At 75.6% G+C, this 23285-nt stretch carries 24 protein-coding genes; 10 read left to right on the forward strand and 14 right to left on the reverse strand.

What is annotated here, in order from left to right; all coding sequences use genetic code 11:
- Window positions 1-90: 90 nt before the first annotated feature.
- Window positions 91-1059: a helix-turn-helix transcriptional regulator gene (locus tag OG550_RS08260; RefSeq protein ID WP_327676020.1), complete on the reverse strand. Its 969-nt coding sequence runs from the start codon at window positions 1057-1059 to the stop codon at window positions 91-93.
- A gap of 361 nt (window positions 1060-1420) precedes the next feature.
- Between OG550_RS08260 and OG550_RS08265 the strand changes: the two genes are divergently transcribed.
- The 5 genes from OG550_RS08265 to OG550_RS08285 all read left to right on the forward strand — a co-directional run bounded on the left by OG550_RS08265 (window position 1421) and on the right by OG550_RS08285 (window position 6726).
- Window positions 1421-2164, forward strand: coding sequence for an alpha/beta fold hydrolase (locus OG550_RS08265; RefSeq protein WP_327676021.1), 744 nt, complete (start codon window positions 1421-1423; stop codon window positions 2162-2164).
- A gap of 346 nt (window positions 2165-2510) precedes the next feature.
- Window positions 2511-2831, forward strand: coding sequence for a hypothetical protein (locus OG550_RS08270; protein WP_327676022.1), 321 nt, complete (start codon window positions 2511-2513; stop codon window positions 2829-2831).
- Window positions 2828-4321: a dihydrolipoyl dehydrogenase family protein gene (locus OG550_RS08275; protein WP_327676023.1), complete on the forward strand. Its 1494-nt coding sequence runs from the start codon at window positions 2828-2830 to the stop codon at window positions 4319-4321. Before OG550_RS08270 ends, OG550_RS08275 begins: the two co-directional genes overlap by 4 nt.
- 206 nt (window positions 4322-4527) lie before the next feature.
- Window positions 4528-5652, forward strand: coding sequence for a WD40/YVTN/BNR-like repeat-containing protein (locus OG550_RS08280; protein ID WP_327676024.1), 1125 nt, complete (start codon window positions 4528-4530; stop codon window positions 5650-5652).
- Between the two features lie 297 nt (window positions 5653-5949).
- On the forward strand, window positions 5950-6726 hold the full coding sequence (locus OG550_RS08285) for a GNAT family N-acetyltransferase (protein WP_327676025.1): 777 nt from the start codon (window positions 5950-5952) through the stop codon (window positions 6724-6726).
- Between the two features lie 40 nt (window positions 6727-6766).
- Here OG550_RS08285 and OG550_RS08290 read toward each other — a convergent pair whose 3' ends face one another.
- Complete coding sequence (locus OG550_RS08290) at window positions 6767-7672, reverse strand: DMT family transporter (protein WP_327676026.1); 906 nt, start codon at window positions 7670-7672, stop codon at window positions 6767-6769.
- A gap of 62 nt (window positions 7673-7734) precedes the next feature.
- Between OG550_RS08290 and OG550_RS08295 the strand changes: the two genes are divergently transcribed.
- A complete protein-coding gene (locus OG550_RS08295) occupies window positions 7735-8601 on the forward strand; it encodes a MurR/RpiR family transcriptional regulator (protein ID WP_327676027.1) in 867 nt (288 codons plus the stop codon).
- A gap of 201 nt (window positions 8602-8802) precedes the next feature.
- Complete coding sequence (locus tag OG550_RS08300; protein ID WP_327676028.1) at window positions 8803-9885, forward strand: LacI family DNA-binding transcriptional regulator; 1083 nt, start codon at window positions 8803-8805, stop codon at window positions 9883-9885.
- 76 nt (window positions 9886-9961) lie between these two features.
- Here OG550_RS08300 and OG550_RS08305 read toward each other — a convergent pair whose 3' ends face one another.
- From OG550_RS08305 to OG550_RS08340, 8 genes are all read right to left on the reverse strand, one after another.
- Window positions 9962-11248 carry an FAD-dependent oxidoreductase gene (locus OG550_RS08305; RefSeq protein WP_327676029.1) on the reverse strand — a complete coding sequence of 429 codons (1287 nt, stop codon included), beginning with the start codon at window positions 11246-11248 and terminating at the stop codon, window positions 9962-9964.
- Window positions 11249-11573: 325 nt separating this feature from the next.
- Window positions 11574-11765, reverse strand: coding sequence for a hypothetical protein (locus OG550_RS08310; protein WP_327676030.1), 192 nt, complete (start codon window positions 11763-11765; stop codon window positions 11574-11576).
- 11 nt (window positions 11766-11776) lie between these two features.
- Window positions 11777-12808 (reverse strand): ABC transporter permease, encoded by a 1032-nt coding sequence (locus OG550_RS08315; RefSeq protein ID WP_327676031.1) that lies wholly within the window; start codon window positions 12806-12808, stop codon window positions 11777-11779.
- Window positions 12805-13821 (reverse strand): ABC transporter ATP-binding protein, encoded by a 1017-nt coding sequence (locus OG550_RS08320; RefSeq protein WP_327676032.1) that lies wholly within the window; start codon window positions 13819-13821, stop codon window positions 12805-12807. The genes OG550_RS08315 and OG550_RS08320 overlap by 4 nt, the downstream gene beginning before the upstream one ends.
- On the reverse strand, window positions 13818-14246 hold the full coding sequence (locus tag OG550_RS08325; RefSeq protein WP_327676033.1) for a GntR family transcriptional regulator: 429 nt from the start codon (window positions 14244-14246) through the stop codon (window positions 13818-13820). The genes OG550_RS08320 and OG550_RS08325 overlap by 4 nt, the downstream gene beginning before the upstream one ends.
- Before the next feature lie 90 nt (window positions 14247-14336).
- On the reverse strand, window positions 14337-15947 hold the full coding sequence (locus OG550_RS08330) for a DUF2079 domain-containing protein (protein ID WP_327676034.1): 1611 nt from the start codon (window positions 15945-15947) through the stop codon (window positions 14337-14339).
- A 194-nt stretch (window positions 15948-16141) separates the two neighbouring features.
- Entirely contained in the window at window positions 16142-16786 is a 645-nt protein-coding gene (locus OG550_RS08335) for a response regulator transcription factor (protein ID WP_327676035.1), read from the reverse strand.
- Window positions 16774-18081, reverse strand: a complete 1308-nt coding sequence (locus OG550_RS08340; RefSeq protein ID WP_442905958.1) for a sensor histidine kinase — start codon at window positions 18079-18081, stop codon at window positions 16774-16776. Before OG550_RS08340 ends, OG550_RS08335 begins: the two co-directional genes overlap by 13 nt.
- A gap of 199 nt (window positions 18082-18280) precedes the next feature.
- On the opposite strand from OG550_RS08340, the gene OG550_RS08345 reads away from it, so the two are divergent.
- The gene (locus OG550_RS08345) at window positions 18281-19345 is read left to right on the forward strand and encodes a fatty acid desaturase family protein (protein WP_327676037.1); all 1065 of its coding nucleotides are present in this window, start codon (window positions 18281-18283) and stop codon (window positions 19343-19345) included.
- Window positions 19346-19466: 121 nt separating this feature from the next.
- Here OG550_RS08345 and OG550_RS08350 read toward each other — a convergent pair whose 3' ends face one another.
- Both OG550_RS08350 and OG550_RS08355 read right to left on the reverse strand, forming a co-directional pair.
- On the reverse strand, window positions 19467-19979 hold the full coding sequence (locus OG550_RS08350) for a GNAT family N-acetyltransferase (protein ID WP_327676038.1): 513 nt from the start codon (window positions 19977-19979) through the stop codon (window positions 19467-19469).
- 320 nt (window positions 19980-20299) lie between these two features.
- On the reverse strand, window positions 20300-20626 hold the full coding sequence (locus OG550_RS08355) for a rhodanese-like domain-containing protein (protein WP_327676039.1): 327 nt from the start codon (window positions 20624-20626) through the stop codon (window positions 20300-20302).
- 47 nt (window positions 20627-20673) lie between these two features.
- On the opposite strand from OG550_RS08355, the gene OG550_RS08360 reads away from it, so the two are divergent.
- Window positions 20674-21435 carry a TetR/AcrR family transcriptional regulator gene (locus OG550_RS08360; RefSeq protein ID WP_327676040.1) on the forward strand — a complete coding sequence of 254 codons (762 nt, stop codon included), beginning with the start codon at window positions 20674-20676 and terminating at the stop codon, window positions 21433-21435.
- Between the two features lie 124 nt (window positions 21436-21559).
- On the opposite strand, the gene OG550_RS08365 is transcribed toward OG550_RS08360, so the two are convergent.
- Window positions 21560-21841, reverse strand: a complete 282-nt coding sequence (locus OG550_RS08365) for an SHOCT domain-containing protein (protein ID WP_327676041.1) — start codon at window positions 21839-21841, stop codon at window positions 21560-21562.
- A 78-nt stretch (window positions 21842-21919) separates the two neighbouring features.
- Window positions 21920-22399, reverse strand: a complete 480-nt coding sequence (locus OG550_RS08370; protein ID WP_327676042.1) for a DUF6325 family protein — start codon at window positions 22397-22399, stop codon at window positions 21920-21922.
- Window positions 22400-22793: 394 nt separating this feature from the next.
- Between OG550_RS08370 and OG550_RS08375 the strand changes: the two genes are divergently transcribed.
- Window positions 22794-23171 (forward strand): YciI family protein, encoded by a 378-nt coding sequence (locus tag OG550_RS08375; protein WP_327676043.1) that lies wholly within the window; start codon window positions 22794-22796, stop codon window positions 23169-23171.
- Window positions 23172-23285: the final 114 nt, after the last annotated feature.

The raw sequence follows: 23285 nt of genomic DNA on the forward strand, positions 1-23285 counted from the left end.
CGGGTCCCGGTGTGTCGAGGTACTGAGCCGCTGACGGACGGTGGGTCCCGGTGGTGTCCTCGGACGCCGCCGGGGCCCGCCGACGTGCGGTCAGGCGGGCGGTCCGGTGCCGCTCCACTCCGTGAGGCGGGCGGCGAGGGCGCGCACCTCGGCGCGCAGCTCGTCCGGCCGCAGGACGGTGAAGGGCCAGCCGAGGCCGGCCAGCATGACCGCCATGCCGTCCAGTTGCTGTGCGCGGGCCCGCAGCAGGACCCGGCCGTCCTCGGTGGCGGTCACGGTGCCGGCGGTGGGCGGGATCCGGCGGCGGGCCTCGGCGAGGGTGGTGGTGAGCAGCACCTCCACCTCGTGCGTCCAGGGCACCGAGGCGAGGGATTCCAGCACCCGCTGGACGGGGTCGACGTCCGCCGGGGGGTCGAAGCCGGTCTCGCGCAGTTCCGCGGTCCGGATCCGGTCGAGGCGGAAGGTGCGCTGTTCGCCGCTGCGGTGGTCGAGTCCCGTCGTGTACCAGCGGCCGGAGTGGAAGACCAGCCCGTACGGGTCGAACTCGCGCTCGCTGGGGGCGCCTTCGCGGTCCCGGTAGTCGAGCCGGACCCGGCGGCGGCGGCGTGCCGCCTCGGCGAGCGTGAACAGTGCGGCGGCGGCCGGGGTGGGGCCGGTGGCGGGTGCGGTGGTGAGGCCGAGCGTCTGCTCGACCGCCGCGACGCGCTCGCGCAGTTGCGGCGGCAGTACCCGCTGGATCTTGGCGAGCGCCGATTCCCCGGCCTGCTCCCCCACCGAGAGGCCGGACCGCCGGCCGGCCAGCAGTCCGAGCACCACGGAGGCGGCCTCGTCCCCGGTGAGCATCAGTGGCGGCAGCCGGAAGCCGGGCATCAGCCGGTAGCCGCCGTAGCGGCCGCGCTCGGCCTGGACCGGGATGCCGAGGTCGGCCAGCCGGGTCGCGTAGCGGCGGACGGTGCGGACGTCGACCTCCAGCCGCTCGGCCAGTTCGGCGCCGGTGAGGCCGGGTCGCGCCTGCAGCAGCTCCAGCAGGGCGAGGGTGCGGCTGACCGGGTGGTCCATCGTTTCTGTCCCTTCGTCGGGCCTTCTCGGGTGCCGGTACCGGCCTCCTGCGGCCCTCGTTCGGCCCTCGTGGGGCCCTTGCTCCGCCTGCGGTCCGCCTGCGGTCCCTCGTCCGTGTCCCGGCCCCGGTCCGGCTGTCGTCCGGCCGTGGTCCGGCCGTGGTTCGACCGCCCTCCGGCCGTCCTCCCGGTGGCCGGATCGATCGGTCGGAACCCGTCGGTTAATCCGGTCGCGTTCTGTCCGCATTCGATCCTAGGGTCGGAGACAGCGGCAGGCACCCACGGGTCACTCGGGGCGCCAACGGCCGCGCACCGCAAGCAAGGCAAGCACGGCGTGGTTGCCCGGAGAGGATCGATCCATCATGAGCACCTTCGTACTCGTTCCCGGATTCTGGCTCGGCGGTTGGGCCTGGGACGCGGTCGCCGAACCGCTGCGCGCGGCCGGTCACACCGTCCACGCGGTGACCCTGCCCGGCCTCGGCGCGCGGGCCGGCGAGGCCTCGGCCGAGACCGGTGCCGAGAGCCACATCGCCGACCTGACCGAGCTGCTGGTCCGGGAGGACCTCCGGGACGTGGTGCTGGTCGCCCACAGTGGAGGCACCGTCGCCGTGTCCGGTGCGACCGACCGGGTGCCCGAGCGCATCCGGCGGGTCGTGTTCGTCGACTCCGGGCCGCTCGACGACGGCGTCGCGCTGGCCGACCTCTGGGAACCGGCCTACCGCGAGGCGATGGAGGCCTCCCTGGTCGACGGCTGGCGCCTGCCGCTGCCCTCCTGGGAACTGCTGGCCTCCAACGGGGGCAGTGTCGACGGGATCGACGAGGCCGGGCTGGCCCGGTTCCGCGAGCTGGCCACCGACCAGCCGCTCCGGACGCTCACCGATCCGGTCCGGCTGACCGGCGGGGCGGAGAAGCTGCCGAAGGCGCTGATCTCGTGCTCCATCCCGCTGGAGCAGGTCCGCGCGATGATCGCCGACGGCCACCCGTACTTCGCGCTGCTGGGCGGGCCGGAGTGGGAGCTGCGCGAGGTGCTGACCGGGCACTGGCCGATGTTCTCCAGGCCGGCCGAGACGGCGGCGGCGCTGGTGGAGCTCGCCGAGGCCGAGTAGCGGCCGACGGCCGGGGCGGGTGCCGGGTCGGGTCGGGTGCCGGGTCGGGTCGGGTGCCGGGTCGGGTGCCGGGTCGGGTCGGGTGCCGACGGCCCCGGGCGGGGCGGGGACGGGGAAGGCGGGCGGGGAAGGCGGGTAGGGAACGCGGGTGGGGCAGGGCGGGTAGGGCAGGGCGGGGATGGGGCCCCGTGGTCTCCGGATCCGGGCCGGACAGCAGGATCGTCCGCGTGTTCGGATGCGTCGGACGGGCGGGGCGGAGCAGGATGGGCACGACGCTCCCGGCCCGGGCCCGGCGCGCCGACCTGCACCGACCTGCGCCGACGACCGAACGGGGGCGGACCCGCCGATGAGTCAGTACCCCGTCTCCACGGACGACGGCGCCGTGCCCGAGGCCGTGTCCGCGCCGGGGCGGGCCGCCGCCGCCGCGGCGACCGGCGGCCCTGCCGACGCAGCGTCCCCCGGTGCGGTGGACGCCCGTTCCCGACCGCCCCGCCCGGACCAGCCGGTGCGGGCGGGCGGTTCGGACGGCGGCGCGGTCCGTGGCGTCGTCGGCGGCGTGCCCGGCGCGGGCGGGCGCACCCCGATCCCCCGCACCCGCGAACGCAAGCCCGTCGCCCCCGCCCCGCGGGCCGGGGCGGCCACCGAGACCACGGAGGACCAGGCATGACCACCGCTTCCACCGCTTCCGCCGCTTCTTCCTCGGCCGCTTCGTCGTCGGCCGCCCCCGAGGAGTACGACGTGATCGTCGTCGGGGCCGGACCGACCGGCGAGAACGTGGCCGACCGGACCGCCGCCGCAGGCCTGCGCACGGTGATCGTGGAGAGCGAACTGGTCGGGGGCGAGTGCTCGTACTGGGCCTGCATGCCGAGCAAGGCGCTGCTGCGCCCGGTGGCGGCGCTGGCCGACGCGCGCGCGGTGGCGGGCTCCCGGGAGGCCGTCGGCGGCGGCACGCTGGACCCGGCCGCCGTGCTGGCCCGGCGCGACTCCTTCACTTCGCACTGGCAGGACGACGGCCAGGTGAAGTGGCTCCGCGACACCGGGATCGACCTGGTCCGCGGCCACGGCCGGCTGGCCGGCGAGCGACAGGTGACGGTCGAGGCGGAGGACGGCAGCGAGCGGCTGCTCGTCGCCCGGCACGCCGTCGCGGTCTGCACCGGCAGCCGGCCCGTCCTCCCGCAGGACGTCCCCGGGCTGGCCGAGGCCCGGCCGTGGACCAACCGCGAGGCGACCGGCTCGTCCACCGTGCCCGGGCGGCTGGCGGTGGTCGGCGGCGGGGTGGTCGGCGTGGAACTGGCCACCGCCTGGCGGGCGCTCGGGTCGGAGGTCGTGCTGCTGGTACGCGGCTCCGCGCTGCTGCCCCGGATGGAGCCGTTCGCGGGTGAGCTGGTGGCGGACGGGCTGCGGGAGGCGGGCGTGGACGTGCGGTTCGGAGCCTCGGTCGGCTCCCTGGAGCGCGCGGACGGGCCCGGTTCGGAGGTCGGGCTGGTCCTGGCCGACGGCGGGCGGCTGACCGTCGACGAGGTCCTCTACGCCACCGGCCGGGCGCCGCGCACGGCCGACATCGGCCTGGAGCAGGTCGGCCTGCACCCCGGCGGCTGGCTCGACGTGGACGACAGCTGCACCGTGCTCGGTGTCGACGGCGACTGGCTGTACGCGGCCGGGGACGTCAACCACCGGGCGCTGCTCACCCACCAGGGCAAGTACCAGGCACGGATCGCCGGTGCGGCGATCGCCGCACGCGCCCAGGGGCGGCCGCTGGACACCGCACGCTGGGGCGCGCACGCCGCGTCGGCCGACAGCGCGGGTGCGCCGCAGGTCGTGTTCACGCACCCGGAGGTCGCGGCCGTCGGCCTCACCCTGGACGCGGCCGAGCGGGCCGGGCTGCGGGTCAAGGCGATCGACCACGACCTCGGCGCGGTCGCCGGCGCCTCGCTCTACGGCGACGACTACCGGGGCCGGGCCCGGGTCGTCTTCGACCTGGACCGGGAGGTGCTGGTCGGCGCCTCGTTCGTCGGCCCCGGGGTCTCCGAACTGCTGCACTCGGCCACCGTCGCCGTGGTCGGCGAGGTGCCGATCGACCGGCTCTGGCACGCGGTCCCGGCGTACCCGACGATCAGCGAGGTCTGGCTGCGCCTGCTGGAGGGCTGCCGGGGGTGAGCCCGCCGTCCCCCGCCCGCCGTCCGCCTCACGTACGTGGGACGGGCGGCACTCGGGGACGGGCGGCGCGGCGCGGGGACAGCACGGGGACAGCGCGGCGCAAAGGGCGCGGCCCGGCGCGGCGAGGTGTGGGAGTCGGCGGAGGGCGCGACACTGGCCGGAGGGGGTGTCAGGGCGGGGCCGTTACGCCGACCAGGTGGTGTGTGATGACCGAGGTGCTGTTGGCCGTCGGGACCGAGAAGGGCCTCTTCCTCGGACGCAGCCGCGACCGGCTGGACTGGGAGTTCAGCGGGCCGCACTTCCGGATGAACGCGGTCTACTCCGTCGCGATCGACGGCCGGGACCCGGTCGACGGCAGGAACCGCCGTGACGGCCGGGCCCGGCTGCTGGTGGGCGCCGACAGCAGCCACTGGGGCCCGTCGGTCTGGCGCTCGGACGACCTGGGCGCCACCTGGTCCGAGCCCGCCGCACCGGCCATCCGCTTCCCCGAACACACCGGCGCCTCGCTCACCCGGGTCTGGCAGCTCCAGCCGGCGGGGCCCGAGGCCCCCGGTGTGGTCTACGCGGGCACCGAACCGGCCGCGCTGTTCCGCTCCGCGGACGGCGGCGCGACCTTCACGATGGTGGAGTCGCTCTGGGAGCACCCGCAGCGGGCCGAGTGGGGCGCCGGCTTCGGCGGCCAGGGCCTGCACACCGTGCTCACCGACCCGCGCGACGCCGAGCGGCTGCTGGTCGCGGTCTCCAGCGGCGGCGTCTACCGCAGCAAGGACGGCGGCGGCAGCTGGGTGCCGTCCAACTCCGGGCTGCGGGCCGAGTTCCTGCCCGAGGAGAGCCAGTACCCCGAGTTCGGCCAGTGCGTCCACAAGATCGCCCCGGACGCCGTCGACCCCGACCGGCTCTACCTGCAGAACCACGGCGGCGTCTACCGCAGCGACGACGCGGGCGAGAGCTGGCGGTCCATCGCCGACGGGCTGCCGGCCGATTTCGGCTTCGCCGTCGCCGCGCACCCGCGCCTCGCCGACACCGCGTACGTGTTCCCGCTCGGCGGCGCCGACGACCGCATCCCGCCCGGCCGCCGCTGCCGGGTCTTCCGCACGGCCGACGGCGGCGACAGCTGGCAGCCGCTGGCCGAGGGCCTCCCCGGCGAGGACCACTACGGTGTCGTGCTGCGCGACGCGCTGCGCACCGACGACGCCGACCCGGCCGGCCTCTACTTCGGCACCCGCACCGGCGAGGTCTACGCCAGCCACGATGAGGGCGAGCACTGGTCGTCGCTGCTCTCCCACCTGCCGGACGTCCTGTGCGTCCGGGCCGCCGTGGTCGCCGACTGACCCCTAGCGCACCGCCCCACCGTGCCGCGCCGGGCTCGGGTGGGGCCGAGGGTGACGTTCACGGAGCCGTCCCCTTCCGGTGCCTCCGTGAGCGTGGGGGTTCCGTCCTCGGCCTCGACGGAACTCGCACCGTGGTCCCGCCGCGGTCCTCACCGGAAGACGCAAGGGATGAGGTGGGGATCCACGGCCCCTGGGGCGACGTGGCCGGGCGGCCAAACCCGGTTGCCGCCGGGTGGGACGCTCACGGAGCATGGCGGACGGCACGGTGTTCTCACTCCCGGAGATCGGACGGTCGGCGTGGCGGATGCGGAAGCGGAGTGGCAGGTCGGGTACGGCGTCGACGGACGTCCCGTCGTGCGGTACCAGCGGGGCGAGCGGGACGGCCGCCCCTGGGCCGACCGGCTGGAGGTGCTCGACCCCGGCGCGGACCCGGCCGTCCCCGCGCGGTACGTGCTGGCGGAGCTGCCCGGCTGGGTGGTCTCCGGACCCGTCCCGCTCGGCGAGGAGCTGATGCGCCACGGGGCGACCGCCCTGCGGCACGGCCACACCATGCACCGGCCGCTGACCGGCGAACCTCCCGCCGGGGGCTGGGCGTCCTGGGCGGAGGCCCCGGTCCGGGACGGGTTCCACCTGGTGCCGTGCGACCGGGAGGCCGGGGAACTGGTCCGGGCCTCGGTCGGCGCCTTCGGCCCCGGTCACCCCGACCACCGCCCCGGGGAACTCGACGACGAGCAGACCGCGGTGCGGCGACTGGACGAACTGCTCTCCGGGGAGGTCATCGGCCGCCTGCTGCCGACCAGCGCCCTGGTCGTGGACGGCGCCGACCGGGTGGTGGCCGGCGCCGTCCTGACCGACTGGGACGGCCTGCCCTGGATCGCCCACGTCTTCCGCGACCCGGACCTCGGCTACCCCGGTCTCGGCCGCGGCCTGCTGTGCCGCGTCCTCGCCGACACCGCCGCGCGCGGCGCCGCCCAGATCGGCCTGGCGGTGACCGAGGGCAACCGGGCGCGGCGGCTGTACGAGTCGCTCGGTTTCACGGTCACCCGCAGCACGCTGACGGTGGTCGTCCCCTGAGACGCCCGGCGCCGCGGGCGCCGCCGTCCTGGAGCCGGCCTCAGGGGCGGGCCAGCTCCAGGACGGCTATCCCGGCCAGGACGGTCGCGCTCGCCGCCATCCGCAGCCGCCCGAGCCGCTCCCGGAACACCACGGTGGCGATCAGCGCCGCGATCACGATGCTGGTCTCGCGCAACGCGGCGATGCTCGCGAGGTTCCCCCTCGACTGGGCCCAGACCACCAGCCCGTACGCAGTCAGCGACAGCACCCCGCCGAGCAGGCCCACCGGGACCAGCGGACCGGCCCCGGCCAGCAGGCCCCGCCCCCGGCGCGCCCAGGCGATCAGTGCCAGCGCCGGCCCCTGAAGCAGGAACAGCCAGGCGACGTAGCCGCCGACCGTCCCCGCGTGCCGCACACCGCCGCCGTCCAGCACGGTGTACGCCGCGATCATCACGCCGGTCCCCGCGGCCGCCCCGAGCGCGGGCAGCTGCGCCCGCCCCGGTATCCCCTTGGCGAAGGCCAGCCCGATCAGGCCGCAGGAGATGACGGCGACGCCGAGCAGTTCCCCGCCGCCGAGCACGTCGCCCAGCACCGTGACGGACAGCACCGCCACCAGCAGCGGCGCGGAACCCCGGGCGATCGGGTACATCTGCCCGAAGTCCCCCAGCTGGTAGGCCCGGAGCAGGAAGAGCTGGGACATCACCTGCATCGCCACCGAGGCGATCAGGTACGGCCAGGCCGCCGCGGCGGGCAACGGGTTGAGCAGCACCAGCACCACCGCGCAGCCGGTGTACGCGAGGTTGATCAGGGCGAAGCCGACCAGCTTGTCCCCGATCCGGTGCGCCAGTCCGTTCCAGACCGCGTGCAGCACGGCCGCGGCGAGGACCGCCGCGGGAACGACCGCGGCACCGCCCGCGGGCGCGGCGACGGCGGTGGCCGCAGCGGCGGCACCGGCGACAGCAGGCATGGCGGAACTCCCGTTCGACAGGCCATCAGGCTCGGAATCGGATTCCAGGCTACACTTGATTCATGGAAGAGCGTTCCGAATATTTCTCCCCGCTGGAGTCCCAGCTGGCCGCGCACATCCGCGCCCGGCTCGGCGAGCTGCGGGGCACCGAGGCCCGGGTCGCCCAGGTGGTCCTCGCCCGGGGCGCCGACCTGGTCGGGCTCAGCGTCAGCGACGTCGCCGAGCTCGCCGGCACCGCGCCGTCCTCCGTGGTCCGGGCCTGCCAGCGGCTCGGCTTCCGCGGCTACCAGGAGCTGAAGATCGCCGCCGTCCGGCAGGCTCCGGCCCCCGCCCCCGACCCGGCCGACGCCCGGGACCCGGCCGCCCGGGCGCTCGCCGACACCGTCCGCGCCGCCCACGAGGCACTCGACGGCATGGCCACCACGCTCGGCGCCGACGACCTCCGGGCGGCGGCCGGGGCACTGAACGCCGCCGACCACGTCCTGGTCGTCGGCGCGGGCCTCTCGGCCGCGGTCGTCGTCGACGCCGCCTACCGCCTGCGCGCCCTCGGGTTCCTCACCGACTCCCCCGCCGACCCGATCACCGCCCAGTTCGCGGCCGCCCAGCTCCCGCCCACCGCCGCCTGCCTGGCCGTCAGCCACACCGGCTCCACCCGCACCGTGGTCGACGCCGCCCGCCACGCCCGCGCCAACGGCGCCGCCGTCGTCGCGCTCACCAGCTACGCCCGCTCCCCGCTCAGCGAGGCGGCGACGCACACCCTGGTCGCCGGCGGCCAGGACCTGGTCTTCGGCCTGGAGACCACCGCCAGCCGCATCGCCCACCTCACCGTCGTCGACGCACTGACCTCGACCCTGCTCGCCCTCCGCGGCGAGACGGCCGAACGGGCCCTGCGGCTGTCGGCGGACGTGACGGCGGACCACGCGTACTGAGGCGCACCGGCGGGTTCCCGGCGGCGGGCCGGAACGGGCCGGAACGGGAGCGCGGCGGCGGGGCGGCGCTGCGCCGCACCCGTCCCGGTGAAGCACGGACGGCCCCCCGCGGCCCCGGGGGTGAGTCCGGGGTGAGCCGGGCCCGTTCGAGGGGTGGAACGACGGCCTGGCCGGTCAGTGGCGGTGTGTAGGCTCGCGGGCATGGCGAGGGTGACGCGGGACGACGTGGCGAGGGTGGCGGGGACGTCTACCGCGGTCGTGAGTTATGTGATCAACGACGGGCCGCGGCCGGTGGCCGCTGCCACCCGGGCGCGCGTGCTGGCGGCGGTCGAGGAGCTGGGGTACCGGCCGAACCGGGTCGCGCAGGCGATGGCCCGGCGGCGGACCGACCTGATCGGCATGGTCGTGCCGGACGCCCGGCAGCCGTTCTTCGCCGAGCTGGCGCACACGGTGGAGCGGGCCGCCGCGGAGCGCGGGCGGCTGCTGCTGATCGGCAACTCCGACTACGCCGACGAGCGCGAGGCCCACTACATCCGCGCGTTCCTCGGGATGCAGGTGGACGGGCTGATCCTGGTCACCCAGGACCCGTCGGCGCCCGGGGTGGTCGGCATCGACTCCACCGAGGGGACGCCGGTCGTGCTGCTGCACCACCGGGCGGAGACCGAGCGCGGCATCGCGGTGGTGGCGGACGACGAGGGCGGGGCCAGGGAGGTCGTGCACCACCTGCTCGGCCACGGGCACGCCGAGGTGCACTGCTTCGGCGGCACCTTCTCGCTCAGCCCGAGCGACCCGGTGACCGTGCGGACCGCCGGCTGGGCGCTGGCCCTCGCCGAGGCGGGTATCCCCACCGAGGGGCTGCTGCTCCAGGCGCCGTTCGACCGCGTGCGGGCCCACCGGGAGGCGCTCGTGCTGCTGGCGCGCGCCGACCGGCCGTCCGCGGTCTTCTGCGCGACCGACGACCAGGCGATCGGCCTGCTGCGGGCCGCCGACGACCTGGGCATCCGGGTTCCGGAGGACCTGGCGGTGGCGGGGTTCGACGACATCGCGGAGGCGGTGATCGCCGGTCCGCCGCTGACGAGCGTGGCCACCGCGCAGGAGGAGATGGCGCGGGCCGCGGTCGGCCTGGTGCTCGGCGACCACCCGGGCGGCGGCGGGCCGTCGGGCCGGAACGGCGACCGGGCCGACGGGCAGGCCGGGCCGAACGAGGCGATCGGGGTGAACGGGGCGCGGATGTTCCCGGCCCGGATGGTGGTCCGCCGGTCCTGCGGCTGCACCCCGGAGTGAACGGCCGCCGCACGAGGGGGCGGACGGGAACGCGGGCCGGAGCGGAAGGGCCGTGGCCGCGCCCGGGCCGCCCGGCCTACCCCTCCGCCCCGGGCGGCGGACCGAGCATGACGTCCAGGTTCCGGTGGCCGTCGGGGGCGATGAGCCGGTCGAGGTTGAGGGCGGAGATGCCCGCCCAGAACGCGCCGCGCTCGAACATCGCCTTCTCGTAGCCCGCGAGCGCGGCGTCGAGCGCGCCCGCGTCCCACGGCGCCCCGGTGCCGACCGGCGCGCCGGCGAGGACGGGCGCGACGGCGAGGGCGAGTTCGGCCGCGTCCCACATCGCGAGGTTGACGCCCTTGCCCGCGAACGGCGACATCAGGTGCGCCGCGTCGCCGACCAGGGTGGCGCCCGGGGTGCGGGGCCAGGTCAGGCCGACCGGGAGCATGTCCAGCCGCTGGGTGCGCACGGTGTCGTCACAGGCGGCCAGGGCGGCCCGGAACTCCGGTGCCCAGTCGGCGAAGTGCTCCTCGACCGCGGCGCGGGTGCCGGCCGGGTCCTGCTCGGACAGCCCGGCGGCCGTCAGCCAGTCCTCGGCGCAGCGGTAGAAGGCGTAGACACGGATCCGGCCGTCGCTGTTGCGCTGGAGGGCGAGGCCCTTGTTGTCCTGGAAGCCGTACAGGCTGCCGTTGCCGACGAAGGCCGCGGTTCCGGGGGCGGTGCGGTCGGCACCGGGGACGCCGAGTTCGACGAGGCTGACTCCGGTGTAGCGGAGGACGGCGTCGGTGAGCAGCGGGCGGACGCGGGAGCGGGCGCCCTCCGCGCCGACGAGCAGGTCGCAGGTCTCCACGGTGCCGTTGTCGAAGTGGAGCCGGTGCCGGCCGTCGCCGAGCGGTTCGGCGTGGTCGAGGCGGTGGCCCCAGCGGACGGTGGCCGGTTCGAGGGAGTCGAGGAGGAGGGTGCGCAGGTCGCCGCGGTCGATCTCGGGGGCGCCGTCGCCGTCGGGGACGCCCGTGCGGTTGCCGGGGGTGCCGGCGGACGGGCCGGCGGACGGGTGCTCGCCCGCCCGGGTGCCGTCGCCGGCGGGGACGCCGGGGCCGAAGGCGCTGTGGACGGTGCCGTGCTTGTCGAGCAGCCGGAAGTCCTCGCCCTCGGGTCGGGCCCGGGCCCAGAACTCCGCCTCCAGTCCGGCCTCGCGGACGGCGCGCCGTCCGGTGTCGCCGTGCAGGTCGAGGGTGCCGCCCTGGACGCGGGCGTCCCGGGAGGGCTCGCGCTCGTACACGGTGGCGGCGATGCCGTGGACCCGGAGGACCCGGGCGAGGGTGAGGCCGGCGGGGCCGCCGCCGATGACGGCGATGCGCGGGGTGGTCGTCATTCCGGTCATGGTGCGCACTTCTCCTTGGGTGGGGAGATCGCGGAGCCCGAACGACGTCCCAGTCTGGTCGACCGGGCACGCGGGCTGAAGACCGGAATCGGACGGTGCGGCCCGTACTGCGACGGGCAGGGGCGGGGCGGGCGGGGACGGGGCGGGGAGGCGGGCCTGAATCGGGCCGGAGTCGGTACGGGGACGGGCGGGTGGAAGGGGGCGGGGCGCGGGCGGGGCGATCGGACGGGCGGACGACGGGGCGGGCCCGTACCGGTGTCCGGTACGGGCCCGCCCGCTCGTGCCCCGGCCCCGTCCCGGGGCCGGGCTGCCCGTGCCCCGCAGGTCACGCCTCCGGCGGCGGGCGGTCCCGGGGGCCGGCGACGGCCTCGTCCCCGCCGGGCCCGGTGGTGCCCGGCCGGCGGGGACGGGAGTCGCCGGAGGTGTCCGAGACGACGTACTTGCGGATCGTGCCCGCCCCGGCGACGGGCCGGTCGCCGCGGTGCGGGGGCGCGGCAGCGGCGCTGCGCCCCGGCACCGCGGCGGGTGTCAGCCGGCGGCCTTCGCGACCCGGCGGAACACGACCGCGAGGGCGGCGGCGGAGAGCAGGACCAGGGCGCCCGTCTCGACGAGCTGGATCGGGACGAAGTGCGAGACCGGGTGGTACTCGCCCCAGGCGGTCCCCACCCCGTCGCAGATTCCGTCCACGCCGCTGTAGCAGTAGGAGGACCCGACCTTGGTCCCGTCCGGGAGGATCGCCCCGCTGTCGATCAGCCAGGAGTCACCGGGCTTCACGAAGCCGGACATGTGGTGCTCGTACGGCTGCTCCTCGTAGACCACGGGCCAGAAGTACGGACGGACCAGCAGCACCGTGACCTGCGCGACGACCACCAGCACCCCGCTGACCAGCACGGCGGTGACCGTCCGCCGCACGAGCTCGCCGACCAGCACGCCCAGCGTGAGGCCGAACAGCGTCCAGGCGACCGGGACCAGGCCCAGTACGGGGTAGGTGAAGGCCTGGAACGGCGGGTCGAAGCCCACCGGAGCGCGGAAGACGTCCGCCCACCACACCCAGGTGGTCAGCCCGGCGACCACGCCGACGGCCGGCAGGACGACCAGTCCGGCCACGCCGAGCCGGGCCGCGAGCCAGCGGCGCGGGGAGACGGACTGCGCCAGCACCATGCGGATCGTGCCGCGCTCGTACTCCTGGGCGAGCAGCGGCCCGCCGAGGAACATGCCCAGCAGCAGCGGGACCGCCGCCGCGACCGGCTGGAACAGGGTGGTGAACCCCGCCGTGATCAGGTCGATGCGCTGGACCTGGGGCCAGCACTCCGGGCGCGACCAGGCGTGCACGCCGTAGCAGTCCGTCCGCTCCATGACGCCGAGCCGGTCCTGGATCGTGAAGTGGGCGGTGAGCAGGGCGCCCGCGGCGAGGACGAAGAGGGCGGTGGTGAACCGGATCGCGGTCCGGTTCTGCCGCAGGGCCAGCCAGAGGAGTCCTCCGGGGCGGCGGCGGGCCGGGCCCGCCGGGCGGTCGGCGGGCTCCTGGACGGCCCGGCCGGTCATCAGGCTGGTGCTCATGCGGCGGCCTCGCGGTCGGGAGCGGCGGTTTCGGCGGGTTCGGCGGAGTCTGCGGTTTCGGCGGGTTCTCCGGTGCGGGCGGGTCCGGCGCCGCCCGGGCCTCCGGGAGGCGGACCTCCGGGGGTCGGGTCCTCCGGAGCCCGGTCTGCGGGCGCCGGGGTCCGGAGGTAGGCCAGCAGCAGCTCCTCCAGGCTCGGCCGGACCGTCTCCCACGGACCGGCCACCGTCTCCGTGGTGCGGAGCAGCGCGGTGACCTGGCGGCCCCGGACCCGTCGCTCCACCGCCATGTCGCTGGGGAGTTGGGCCGCCTCCGCCGCGCCGGTGACCAGCCGGTGGCCGTCCAGGATCTCCTCCAGGTCGCCGGCGAGCCGGATGCGCCCGGACTGCACCAGGAGCAAGTGGTCGATGACGCCGTCGAGTTCGGGGAGTATGTGGGAGGAGATCAGGATGGTGGTGCCGCGTTCGGCGGCTTCGGCCATCAGGGTGCCCATCAACTCGTGCCGGGCGAGCGGGTCGAGGTCGGCCATCGGCTCGTCCAGCAGGAGCAGGTCGGCGCGCTTGCCGAGGGCCAGCGCGAGCGCGACCCTGGTGCGCTGGCCGCCGGAGAGCGACCCGACCTTCGCCCGGTGGTCCAACTCGCCCAGGTTGACTACTCGTTGTGCCGCCTCATCGTCCCAGCCGGGGTTCAGCTCGCGGCCGAGGCGGAGTGTCTCGGCCACCGTGAAGGAGGGGTAGAGCGGCTTCTCCTGGGTCACGTGGGCGACCCGGGTGCGCTGCTCGGGGGTGGTCGACTGCTCGCCGAAGACCCTCAACTCCCCCTCGGACGGCTTGATCAGGCGGGCCGCCAGGGTCAACAGGGTGCTCTTTCCCGCCCCGTTGGCGCCGACCACCCCGCAGATCCGGCCGGTCGGGACGGTGAAACTGCAGTCGCGCAGCGCCCAGCGGTCCCCCCGGTAGCGCTTGCCCAGCCGCACGGCCTCGACCGCCGGTCGGCTGTCAGCCTCGGATGTCATGCGGTCCCCCCGCCCTCCTCGTTCGGCGCAGCCGGGGCGACCCCGGTCTCGAAGCGCTGTTCCAGTACGGAGGACATCAGTGCGGCGACGTCCTCCCGGTCGAGCCCGGCCTGCCGGGCCTCGTCCACCCACCCGACCAGTCCCGCCCGCAGCGGCCCGTCGGCGGCCGCTTCCGGTCTGGCGAGGGAGCGGCGGACGAACGTGCCGAGCCCCGGCCGGGGTTCGACCAGTCCTTCGCGTTCCAGCTCGCGGTAGGCCTTGAGCACGGTGTTGGGGTTGATCGCCGTCTGCTCGACCACCTCCCGCGCGGTCGGCAGCTTGTCCCCCGGTTGGAGCACCCCGAGCCGCAGTGCCTGCTTGGTCTGCTGCACGATCTGCTGGTAGGTGGAGACGCCGCTGCGCCGCTCGATGCGGTACTCGATCACACTCGATTCGCCCTTTCACTAGTTCAATAGTGGAATGGTGGCGCACCACACCACCTCGGTCAAGTCGGCACCCGGGGGGCGGTCGAAGGACTACGGCCGTTCCAGCAGCAGCAGGCCGTCGCCGTCCACGACGGTCCGGTAGCCGTCCCGCTCGTACCGGTCGAGCATGCGCCTGGTGTCCTCGATCGCGCAGGGCGCCCGGACGCTCGGATCCGCGAGGTCGACGGCCACCCACTGCGGCCCGCCGGAGGCCGACGCACCGGAGGCGGACGCGGGTCCGGGGACTGGCGGCGCGGACGCGGGTCCGGGGACTGGCGGCGCGGGCGCGGGTCCGGGGACTGGCTCCCGGCAGACCAGCGCGACCGTCGCCCGCCCGGTCAGCTGCGCGGCGAGCCGGTTGGACGCCGCGACGGTGGCGCCGTCGGGTATCCGGGCGAGCAGTTCCCGGGTCTGGGCGAGCCGGGGCGGGGTCCGCCAGGCCTCGGGCATCACCACCTCGTGCAGCGGGTAGACCGGGATCGTCACGGCGGCGACCAGCAGGCCGACCGCCAGGGCCCGCCGGGCACCGCGGACACCCACGGCCCCGCGGACGCCGCGGACACCGGGAACACCGGGAACACCGGAGCCGGGGCCGGTACCGCGCGCGCCGGCGTCGGCGCCGTCCACCGGGCCCGCCGCGCCCTTCCGGCCCGGCAGGCCGGCCCGCCCGAGGGTGTCCACCAGGGCCGCCACCAGCAGCGGCATGAGCACCGCGCTGTAGTGGTAGCCCACGCCCCAGTAGTGCGGGTTGTCGGCGAGGAGCCGCCAGGCGAGCGTGGGTACGCAGAGCAGCGCGAGCGGCGAGCGGACCCCGAGGAACCCGGCGGTCGCGGCGAGCAGGAACAGCAGCAGCCACTTCAGCGGCGGCCACCCGAGGCGGACCGCCGCCGCCCACGGCGCCGACGAGGTGCCGCCGGCACCCAGCTGGTGCCAGTAGTCGAACCCGCCGTCGGGGTTGAACGCCGGCAGCACCACCAGCACGGTCGACGCGGTGGCGGCGACACCGAAGAGCGCGACGGCGAACCCCAGCGCACGGCCGCCGCCCGCCCGCGGCGCGCGCCGGAGGATCAGCACCCCGAACGCGGCGACCGTCAGCCCGAGGTCCTCCTTCACCAGGACCAGGGGCAGCGCCCAGCAGGCCGCCGCCACCGGTCGGCCCCGCCCGAGCGCCGTCGCCGCGAACGCGAGGAGCGGCACCGCGAACGCGATCTCGTGGAAGTCGTCGGCGGCCGCGTTGACGATCCCCCAGGACGCCCCCGTGACCACGCCGACGGCGACCGCGACCCGCCACCCGCCCGCCTCGTACGCCCAGCGGGTGAGCGGCACGACGGCCAGCGCCATCAGCACCGCCTGCGCGACCAGCAGCGTCTCGGCGTGCGGGAACAGCCGGTAGAACGGGGCCAGCGCGGCCAGCATCGGGTGGAAGTGGTCCCCGAGCAGGTGGTACCCGGGCCCCTTGAGCAGGACGACCGGCGCCTCGCCGTGCGCGTACGCGCGCACCGCCTGCTCGAAGATCCCGAGGTCGTACGCCTGGGTGAGCACGCGCCGGTGCCGGTTGACGGCGACGCAGCCGTACAGGGCGGCGAAGAGACCGGCCAGCGCCCAGGCCGGGACCCAGGGCCCGCGGAGGCGGCGGCCGAGGAGGGGTGGGAACGGATGCATGAAAGAAGTACCCTTCCACTAATGAATTAGTGGAAGGGTGATTCAACCCCCGACGATCGGTCAACCCCGGTCCGGCCGACGCCGACCGGGCCTCCGGCCTGCCCGCCCGACGGCGCTCCGGCCCAGGTCGGACGGGTCCGGACGCCGGGAAGCCCGGCGGGCGGGTGCGCCGGGAGGCGGGCCGGGCCCGGACCTCAGAAGTTGAGGTGGGCGAGGACGGCGAGGACCCGGCGGTTGTCGTCGCCCGACTGGGCGAGGCCCAGCTTTCCGAAGATGCTGTTGGTGTGCTTGCTCACCGACTTCTCCGTGATGCAGAGCTCCCGCGCCACCGCCGCGTTGCTGCGGCCCTCGGCCATCAGGGCGAGCACCTCGCGTTCCCGGGTGGTGAGCGAGCGCATCGAGTCCTTCGTCGAGTTGCGCTGCAGCAGCTGGGAGATGACCGAGGTGTCCATCGCGGTCCCGCCCGCGGCGACCCGCCGCACCGCGTCGACGAACTCGCTGACCTCGAAGACCCGGTCCTTCAGCAGGTAGCCGATGCCGCCCCGGTGGTCGGTGAGCAGTTCCCGGGCGTAGAGGTGCTCCACGTGCTGCGACAGCACCAGCACCGGCAGGCCGGGGAGTTCGCGGCGGGCCCGGGTGACCGCGTGCAGCCCCTCGTCGGTGAAGGTCGGCGGCAGCCGCACGTCGACGACCGCGACGTCCGGGCGGTGCTCCAGCAGGGCCGCCAGCAGGCTCGGGCCGTCGTCCACCGCCGCGACCACCTCGAAGTCGTTGAGGGTGAGCAGCTGGGTGATGCCCTCCCGCAGCAGCGCCAGGTCCTCGGCGATCACAACACGCATGGCAGCTCCATCGTCACCGTGGTGGGGCCACCCACCGGGCTTTCCAGGTCGAGGGTCCCGTCGAAGGGTGCGAGCCGCCGGCGCAGACCGGCCAGCCCGCCGCCCTCGCGGACCGTCGCACCCCCGCCGCCGTCGTCGCCCACGACCAGCCGGAGCCGGCCGTCGGCGTACCCGAGCCGGACCCAGGCCGAGGCGGCCGCGCTGTGCTTGGCCACGTTCGCGAGCACCTCGGCGGCGGCGAAGTAGCCGGCCGACTCGACCGGCGGTTCCGGCCGTCCGGGCAGGTCGATGTCGACCCGGACGGGGATCGGCAGGTCGAGGGCGAGCGCGCGGACCGCGCCGTCGAGTCCGCGTTCGGCGAGGACCGGCGGGTGGATGCCGCGGACGAGGTCCCGCAGCTCGGCGAGGGCCTGGGCACTGGCCGCGCGGGCGTCGGCCAGCAGCCGGTACGCGGTGTCGGGGTCCTTGCGGAACATCTGCGACGCCAGCCCGAGCTTGAGCCCGATCGCGACCAGCCGGGCCTGCGCGCCGTCGTGCAGGTCGCGCTCGATCCGGCGCAGCTCGGCGGCCTGCGCGTCCACCGCCGCCGAGCGGGTCTCGGTCAGCTCGGCGACCCGGCGGGAGAGGTAGGCCTCGGCGGTCGGGGAGAGGAGCCTGCGGCTGATCCGGCTGTGCGCGCGCAGCAGCCGTTCCGAGCTCCAGAACCCGAGGAGCAGGAAGCCCACCCCCTGGAAGAAGGAGAGCAGCGCCGTCGTGGTGCTGTGGACGGGCCAGACCAGCCCGTACCCGTAGCCGGGGTCCATCAGCGGCCAGAACAGCGGGGTGGCGACCACGCCGTGGGCGCCGTAGATCATCAGCCAGCCGGGCAGGAGTCCGAGGAGCAGGCCGACCGGGACGTCGATCAGCAGCCAGAGCAGGTCCCGCCAGGTCGAGCGGTCGGTCAGCAGCAGCCGGCAGTAGCGCACGCTGCTGGGCACGTCGAGCAGCTCGAACTCGTCGCCCTCGCGGGGCCGGTAGGGGCTGGGTATCGCGGCCCCGCACCAGCTGCCGAGGAACCGCCGGTGCAGGTCCGCCAGGCCGCGGACGGCGAACAGCGCGATCGGCAGGGTGATGAAGCCGACCCCCAGGGGGAGCAGGCCCAGCGACACGACCGAGAGCACGAGCAGGGGAACGGCACCGAGCTGGGAGAGCAGTGCCACGGCCAGGCCCCGCCGGGCGGCGACCAGGCCGTCCCGCAGCCAGGTGAGGAGGTCGGCGCGCGGCCACGGCGGCCACCGGGCACTGCTCAAGGGCACTGTCGGCTCCCGGCTCACGGCTCGTCCGTCCACGGCGCGTCCGCCCACGGCTGCCGCCACGGACCCCCCACCACGTCCCCCCCTCACGTAGGGTACTTGAGCAGGACAGCCCCAGGACGCGAAGGGGGGTTAACTCCCCCTCCAGGAGGGGGGTTACTCCGGTTCTCCCCGGGGGTGCCCGCCGACCAGACTTCTCGGCATGAGCGCTGAGTCCGCGACACTGCCCGAAGTCCCCGCCCTCAGCCGGGACGCCTCCCGGCCCGAGTCCGGCGGCAGCGACTTCGCCCAGCTGAGCCGCCGAATAGCCGCCGAGGGGCTGCTCGACCGGCGGCCCGTCTACTACACGGTCCGGGTCTGCGTGGTGCTGGCCGCGTTCGCCGGCGGCTGGTGGGCGCTCTTCGCGCTCGGCGACTCCTGGGCGCAGCTGGGCCTCGCGGCGGCGATGTCCGTCGTCTTCGCCCAGCTCGGACTGCTCTCGCACGACCTGGCGCACCGCCAGGTGTTCAACCAGCGGACCCACAGCGAGGTGGGCGGGCGGATCGCCGCCAACCTGCTGATGGGGATGAGCTACGGCTGGTGGATGAACAAGCACACCCGCCACCACGCCAACCCCAACCACGAGGAGCGGGACCCGGACGTCAATCCGGAGATCGTGGTGTGGTCCCAGCGGCAGGCCCGGCAGGCGCGCGGGGTGGCCCGGTTCATCGGCCGGCGGCAGGCCTTCCTCTTCGTCCCGCTGCTCACCCTTGAGGGCCTCAACCTCAGCTTCAACAGCTTCCGGGCGCTCCGCAGCCCGATCATGAAGCGCCCGTACCTGGAGGGCGCCCTGCTCGTGGTGCACTTCGCCGCCTACTTCGGGCTGGTCTTCGCCGCCCTCCCGGTCGGCAAGGCGTTCGCCTTCCTCGCCGTCCACCAGGCGCTGCTCGGGATCTACCTGGGGTGCGTCTTCGCCCCCAACCACAAGGGCATGCTGATGGTGACGCCCGAGATGAAGCTCGACTTCCTGCGCCGCCAGGTGCTCACCTCGCGCAACGTCCGCGGCGGCTTCGCCATCGACGCGCTGATGGGCGGCCTCAACTACCAGGTCGAGCACCACCTCTTCCCCAGCATGCCGACCCCGGCCCTCGGCCGGGCCGCGGAGCTCACCCGCGAGTTCTGCGCGGAGAAGGACATCCCGTACTACGAGACCGGCCTGCTCCGCTCCTACCGCGAGATCTTCGCCCACCTCCACCGCACGGGCGAGCCGCTCCGCAGCGGGGAGTGAGCGGGGCCGGACCGGGGGCCGGCGGGAGCCGGACGGGGAGCCGTGGAGGCCGGCGGGCGATCGTGGAAGGACCGGCGGGGGCTCCCCCTGCCGGTCCGTGCCGTGCCGTCGGGCGGACCCGTCAGACGAGTTCGTCGGCGAGCAGGTCCATCAGCAGGTTGTCGTGCCACGTCCCGTCGGGCCCGCGCTCGTACTGGCGCATCGTCCCCACCGGCCGGAAGCCGACCTTCGCGTAGCAGCGGATGGCCGCCGCGTTGTCGGCCGCCGGGTCGATGATCAGCCGGTGGTAGTGGTGGTGGTCGACGAGGTGGCGGGCCAGGGTGCGGACGGCGTCGGTGCCGTAGCCACGGCCGTGGACGGCCGGGTCGAGGTAGATGTCCATGCCGGCGTGGCGGTACTCGTCGTCGTTCTCGGCGTACCACTGGACGGCGCCGACGGTCCGGCCGAGCGCCTCGATCACCAGGGTCTCCGTCCCCGGCTCGGCGAGGTCGGTGGTGACGGCGTCGGTGAGGTCGTCACCACCCCGCCAGCGGGCGTAGACCTCGGGCTCGCGGCGGATGACGACCAGGGCCGGGATGTCGTCGGCCGTCGCCGCGCGGAGCGTGACGTGGGTGCCGTGCAGGATCGTCCCCATACCGTGCATGCTTCCACGGAAAGGGGTGTCCGGCGAACGCTTTTCGGGGCCCCCGGTGCACCGGCGATCCGCCGCCCGGGTGCGGCGTGACGGCCGCCGGAGGCTGATCGCCGCCGGGGGGACGGGGCGGGCCCGGCCGGGTGTCGACGTGCCCGGCCGGGCCCTTCGTCCGCGGTGCGGGCGACCGGGGACTCCCGCCGCCGACGGCGCCGAGGCGTTCCGCGGTACCGGCGTGCGGCTTCACCCGGGTCGCCGGCCCCCGGCACGGGACGGCGCGCCGCCGGGTCGCCGCCTTCCGCCCGCCGTGCGCGGGTCTCCGGTCAGGCGCGCTCGACCGGGAGCCCCGCCTCGGACCAGTCCTGGATGCCCTCGCGGTACTTGCGGACGTCGGTGTAGCCGAGGGCGGTGAGGCGGTCGGCGACCTGGCCGCTGTTCGGGCAGGCCTCGTTCGAGCAGTAGGTGACGATGGCGGCGCCGAGGTCCGGGAGCAGGGCGGGAGCGAGGCGGTCGACGTCGGCCCGGACCAGCTCGACGGCGCCGGGCAGGTGCTGCTGCGCGTAGTACTCGCCGCCGAGGGTGTCGAGGACGGTCACGGCGCCGGTCTCGATGGCGTGCGCCAGCTCGTCCCGGGTGATGAGTGCGGTCATGCTGCGGCCTCCTGGGGCTGCGAGCCGATTCGGACTATAGTCCGCTTATGACTCAGGACAGTACCGGACCGCAGTCCGCTTACGCAACGGGCGGGGACCCCGCCGGGCCCGTTCCGCTGGAACTGCTGCGCACCCCGCCGCCCGTCGAACGCGCCGACGCCGCCCGCAACCGGCTCGCCGTCCTGGAGGCGGCCGCCCGGCTGTTCGCCGCGCACGGGGTGGAGTCGGTCTCGATGGACCAGGTGGCGGCGGAGGCGGGCGTCGGCAAGGGCACGCTGTTCCGCCGGTTCGGCGACAAGGCCGGGCTGGGTGCGGCGCTGCTGGACGCGCGCGAGCGCATGCTCCAGGACGCCGTGCTGCGCGGGCCGGCGCCGCTCGGCCCGGGCGGTGGGGAGGACGCGGGCGGTGGGGAGGACGCGGGCGGTGGGGAGGACGCGGGCGGCGCCGAGGGCCCGGGCGGCGGGGGGAAGCCCGGGAGCGGCGGGGAGGGCGGCGGGGCCCCGGACCCCGGTGAACGGCTCGCGGCCTTCGTCACCGCGTACCTGGACTACCTGCTGGAGCACCTCGACCTGGTCCGGATGTCCGAGACCGCGGGCCGCGGCGCCCGCTACCGCATCGGCGCGTACCGGTTCTGGCACCGGCACATCGTCGTCCTGCTCGCGGCGGCCGGCGCCAGCGACGATCCCGAGCACGACGCGCACGCCCTGCTGGCGGCCCTCGGGGCGGAGCACGTGGCCTCGCTGCTACCGGAGTTGGGCGAACAGCGGATCCGGGCGGGCGCACTGCGGCTCGCCGCCCGGCTGGTGTGAGCCGGGCGGGCCCCGGACGGCGGGCCCCGGACGGGCGCCCGCCCGGCGCCGGGCGGCGCGCCGACGCGCGGGGCGGCGACGAAGCGGAGGCGGACGGGCCGGGACGGACGGCCCGTCCGCACGGTCAGCTGCTGAGGATGCGGGCCTTCTGGGCCGCGAACTCCTCCTCGGTGAGGACGCCCTGCTCCTTGAGCGTGGCGAGGTCCTTGAGCTGGTCGAGCTTCGCCTCCATGGAGGTCGGGGCCGCGGCCGGGGGCGGCGGAGCGGCGGGCGCGGGCGCGGGAGCCGCGACGGGCTCCTGCTGGGCCCACCGGCCGGCCTGGCGGCGGGACACCCGGTTGGAGACGGCTGTCGCCGTGCCGGCGACGACCGCGGTGCGGGCGACCCCGCGGAGCAATCCGGGCATGGTCTCCTCCTTCGGGGAGTCTTCGGGGAGTCTCGGGGGTGGGGACGGGCGGGCCCGTCCGTTCGTTCGTCGGGCCGGTCAGCGGAGCGCTTCGAGGGCGTCCAGCGCCTCCACGAGGTCCTGCAGCGGGACCCGGCCGCTGGCGATCATCCGGGCGCCGGTGCGGCGCAGCGCGGCGGCCAGCGGTGCGGCCCAGACGTTCTCGTAGAGCAGCACCGCGGCGGAGTCGCCCGGCTCCAGCAGGGCTCCGGCCTCGGCGATGTCGCCCTCGTCGACCAGTCCGGTGGAGGCGCCCTCGAAGACGGTGAGGTCGAGTTGGCCGTCCCCGTTGACGTCCGCGAGTTCGAGGCCGACCAGTGATCCGTCCTGCTCCTTCTTGACGAAGGTCAGGTCGAGGATGCGGATGACGCCCCGGTCGACCAGGTCGATCAGCAGCGGCAGCCCCTCACCGGTCAGCCGGCTGCCGGGGAACTGGATGATCACGTAGTCGATGGGGCCCGGTTCGAGTGGTTCGCCGGCTTCGCCGGTCCCGGCGGCTTCGGCGGGTTCGTTGCTCACATCAGCTCCTGGGGGGCACGGCCCGGTGGGAAGGCGGGCTCGGCGACGCCGGGGGACGGCTGCGGCGGTGGGCGGGACGTCGCGACGACGCCTTCGGGCACGGCGTGACGCCGCCCGGGGCAGCGGCCGGCGGGCCGGGGAGAAGTGTCGTCTGCGACGCTACCCCTCCGGCCCCGGCCCGGCATCACGGGCGGGGCGGGGCGGGGCGAGCGCAGGGCGGGGGCCGGGCGGGGGCGGGGCTAGCGCAGGGCGGGGGCGGGGGCGCGGGCCCGGTGGCCGGTCCGGAGATCTCTCGGAAGAATTCCGGCGTGGGTGTCGATCCGGCCGCCCCCCGTTCGACGCAGGGGTGAGAGGCGGGGAGAGGCCCCGCCCCATCGACGAGGAGTGAGCCACCATGCCGCGCTTCATGACGCTGATCCGCATCGACGAGCAGAACGGCCCCGGCCAGGCCGAACCCGACCCCGGCTTCGAGGAGCGGATGGGGGCGCTGTTCGCGGAGATCACCCAGGCCGGGGTGATGCTGGACACCGCCGGGCTGCTGCCGACCGCGGAGGGTACCCGGGTCCTCTGGGAGGGCGGGAAGCTGAGCTACACCGACGGGCCGTTCACCGAGACCAAGGAGGTGGTGGGCGGCTACGCGCTCCTCCAGTGCAAGGACAAGGCGGAGGCGCTGGAGTGGACCAGGCGCTTCCTGGAGACCCACCCGGTGAACTGGACGGTGGGTGCCGAGCTGCGGCAGATCGACGAGGCCGCCACCCCGCCGGAGGCCTGACCGCCGGGGTCGGCCCCGGGCCCGCCCCCGGGGCCGGCCCTCCCGCGGCCCGCCGCCTCCCGGCCGCGTTTGCCCCGGCCCCGCGCGGCTGCTCTGATGGGTGACCGTGACGGA

Source organism: Kitasatospora sp. NBC_00458 (assembly GCF_036013975.1).
Taxonomy (GTDB): Bacteria; Actinomycetota; Actinomycetes; order Streptomycetales; family Streptomycetaceae; genus Kitasatospora.

What these genes read in the sequence shown, in the direction of transcription:
- OG550_RS08280 (WP_327676024.1), top strand. Translation starts at nt 4,528, where the DNA reads ATGACCGAGGTGCTGTTGGCCGTCGGGACCGAGAAGGGCCTCTTCCTC.
- OG550_RS08330 (WP_327676034.1), bottom strand. Translation starts at nt 15,947, where the DNA reads ATGCATCCGTTCCCACCCCTCCTCGGCCGCCGCCTCCGCGGGCCCTGG.
- OG550_RS08275 (WP_327676023.1), top strand. Translation starts at nt 2,828, where the DNA reads ATGACCACCGCTTCCACCGCTTCCGCCGCTTCTTCCTCGGCCGCTTCG.
- OG550_RS08365 (WP_327676041.1), bottom strand. Translation starts at nt 21,841, where the DNA reads ATGCCCGGATTGCTCCGCGGGGTCGCCCGCACCGCGGTCGTCGCCGGC.
- OG550_RS08335 (WP_327676035.1), bottom strand. Translation starts at nt 16,786, where the DNA reads ATGCGTGTTGTGATCGCCGAGGACCTGGCGCTGCTGCGGGAGGGCATC.
- OG550_RS08360 (WP_327676040.1), top strand. Translation starts at nt 20,674, where the DNA reads ATGACTCAGGACAGTACCGGACCGCAGTCCGCTTACGCAACGGGCGGG.
- OG550_RS08270 (WP_327676022.1), top strand. Translation starts at nt 2,511, where the DNA reads ATGAGTCAGTACCCCGTCTCCACGGACGACGGCGCCGTGCCCGAGGCC.
- OG550_RS08350 (WP_327676038.1), bottom strand. Translation starts at nt 19,979, where the DNA reads ATGGGGACGATCCTGCACGGCACCCACGTCACGCTCCGCGCGGCGACG.
- OG550_RS08315 (WP_327676031.1), bottom strand. Translation starts at nt 12,808, where the DNA reads ATGAGCACCAGCCTGATGACCGGCCGGGCCGTCCAGGAGCCCGCCGAC.
- OG550_RS08260 (WP_327676020.1), bottom strand. Translation starts at nt 1,059, where the DNA reads ATGGACCACCCGGTCAGCCGCACCCTCGCCCTGCTGGAGCTGCTGCAG.
- OG550_RS08305 (WP_327676029.1), bottom strand. Translation starts at nt 11,248, where the DNA reads ATGACCGGAATGACGACCACCCCGCGCATCGCCGTCATCGGCGGCGGC.
- OG550_RS08345 (WP_327676037.1), top strand. Translation starts at nt 18,281, where the DNA reads ATGAGCGCTGAGTCCGCGACACTGCCCGAAGTCCCCGCCCTCAGCCGG.
- OG550_RS08320 (WP_327676032.1), bottom strand. Translation starts at nt 13,821, where the DNA reads ATGACATCCGAGGCTGACAGCCGACCGGCGGTCGAGGCCGTGCGGCTG.
- OG550_RS08300 (WP_327676028.1), top strand. Translation starts at nt 8,803, where the DNA reads ATGGCGAGGGTGACGCGGGACGACGTGGCGAGGGTGGCGGGGACGTCT.
- OG550_RS08290 (WP_327676026.1), bottom strand. Translation starts at nt 7,672, where the DNA reads ATGCCTGCTGTCGCCGGTGCCGCCGCTGCGGCCACCGCCGTCGCCGCG.
- OG550_RS08265 (WP_327676021.1), top strand. Translation starts at nt 1,421, where the DNA reads ATGAGCACCTTCGTACTCGTTCCCGGATTCTGGCTCGGCGGTTGGGCC.
- OG550_RS08295 (WP_327676027.1), top strand. Translation starts at nt 7,735, where the DNA reads ATGGAAGAGCGTTCCGAATATTTCTCCCCGCTGGAGTCCCAGCTGGCC.
- OG550_RS08355 (WP_327676039.1), bottom strand. Translation starts at nt 20,626, where the DNA reads ATGACCGCACTCATCACCCGGGACGAGCTGGCGCACGCCATCGAGACC.
- OG550_RS08375 (WP_327676043.1), top strand. Translation starts at nt 22,794, where the DNA reads ATGCCGCGCTTCATGACGCTGATCCGCATCGACGAGCAGAACGGCCCC.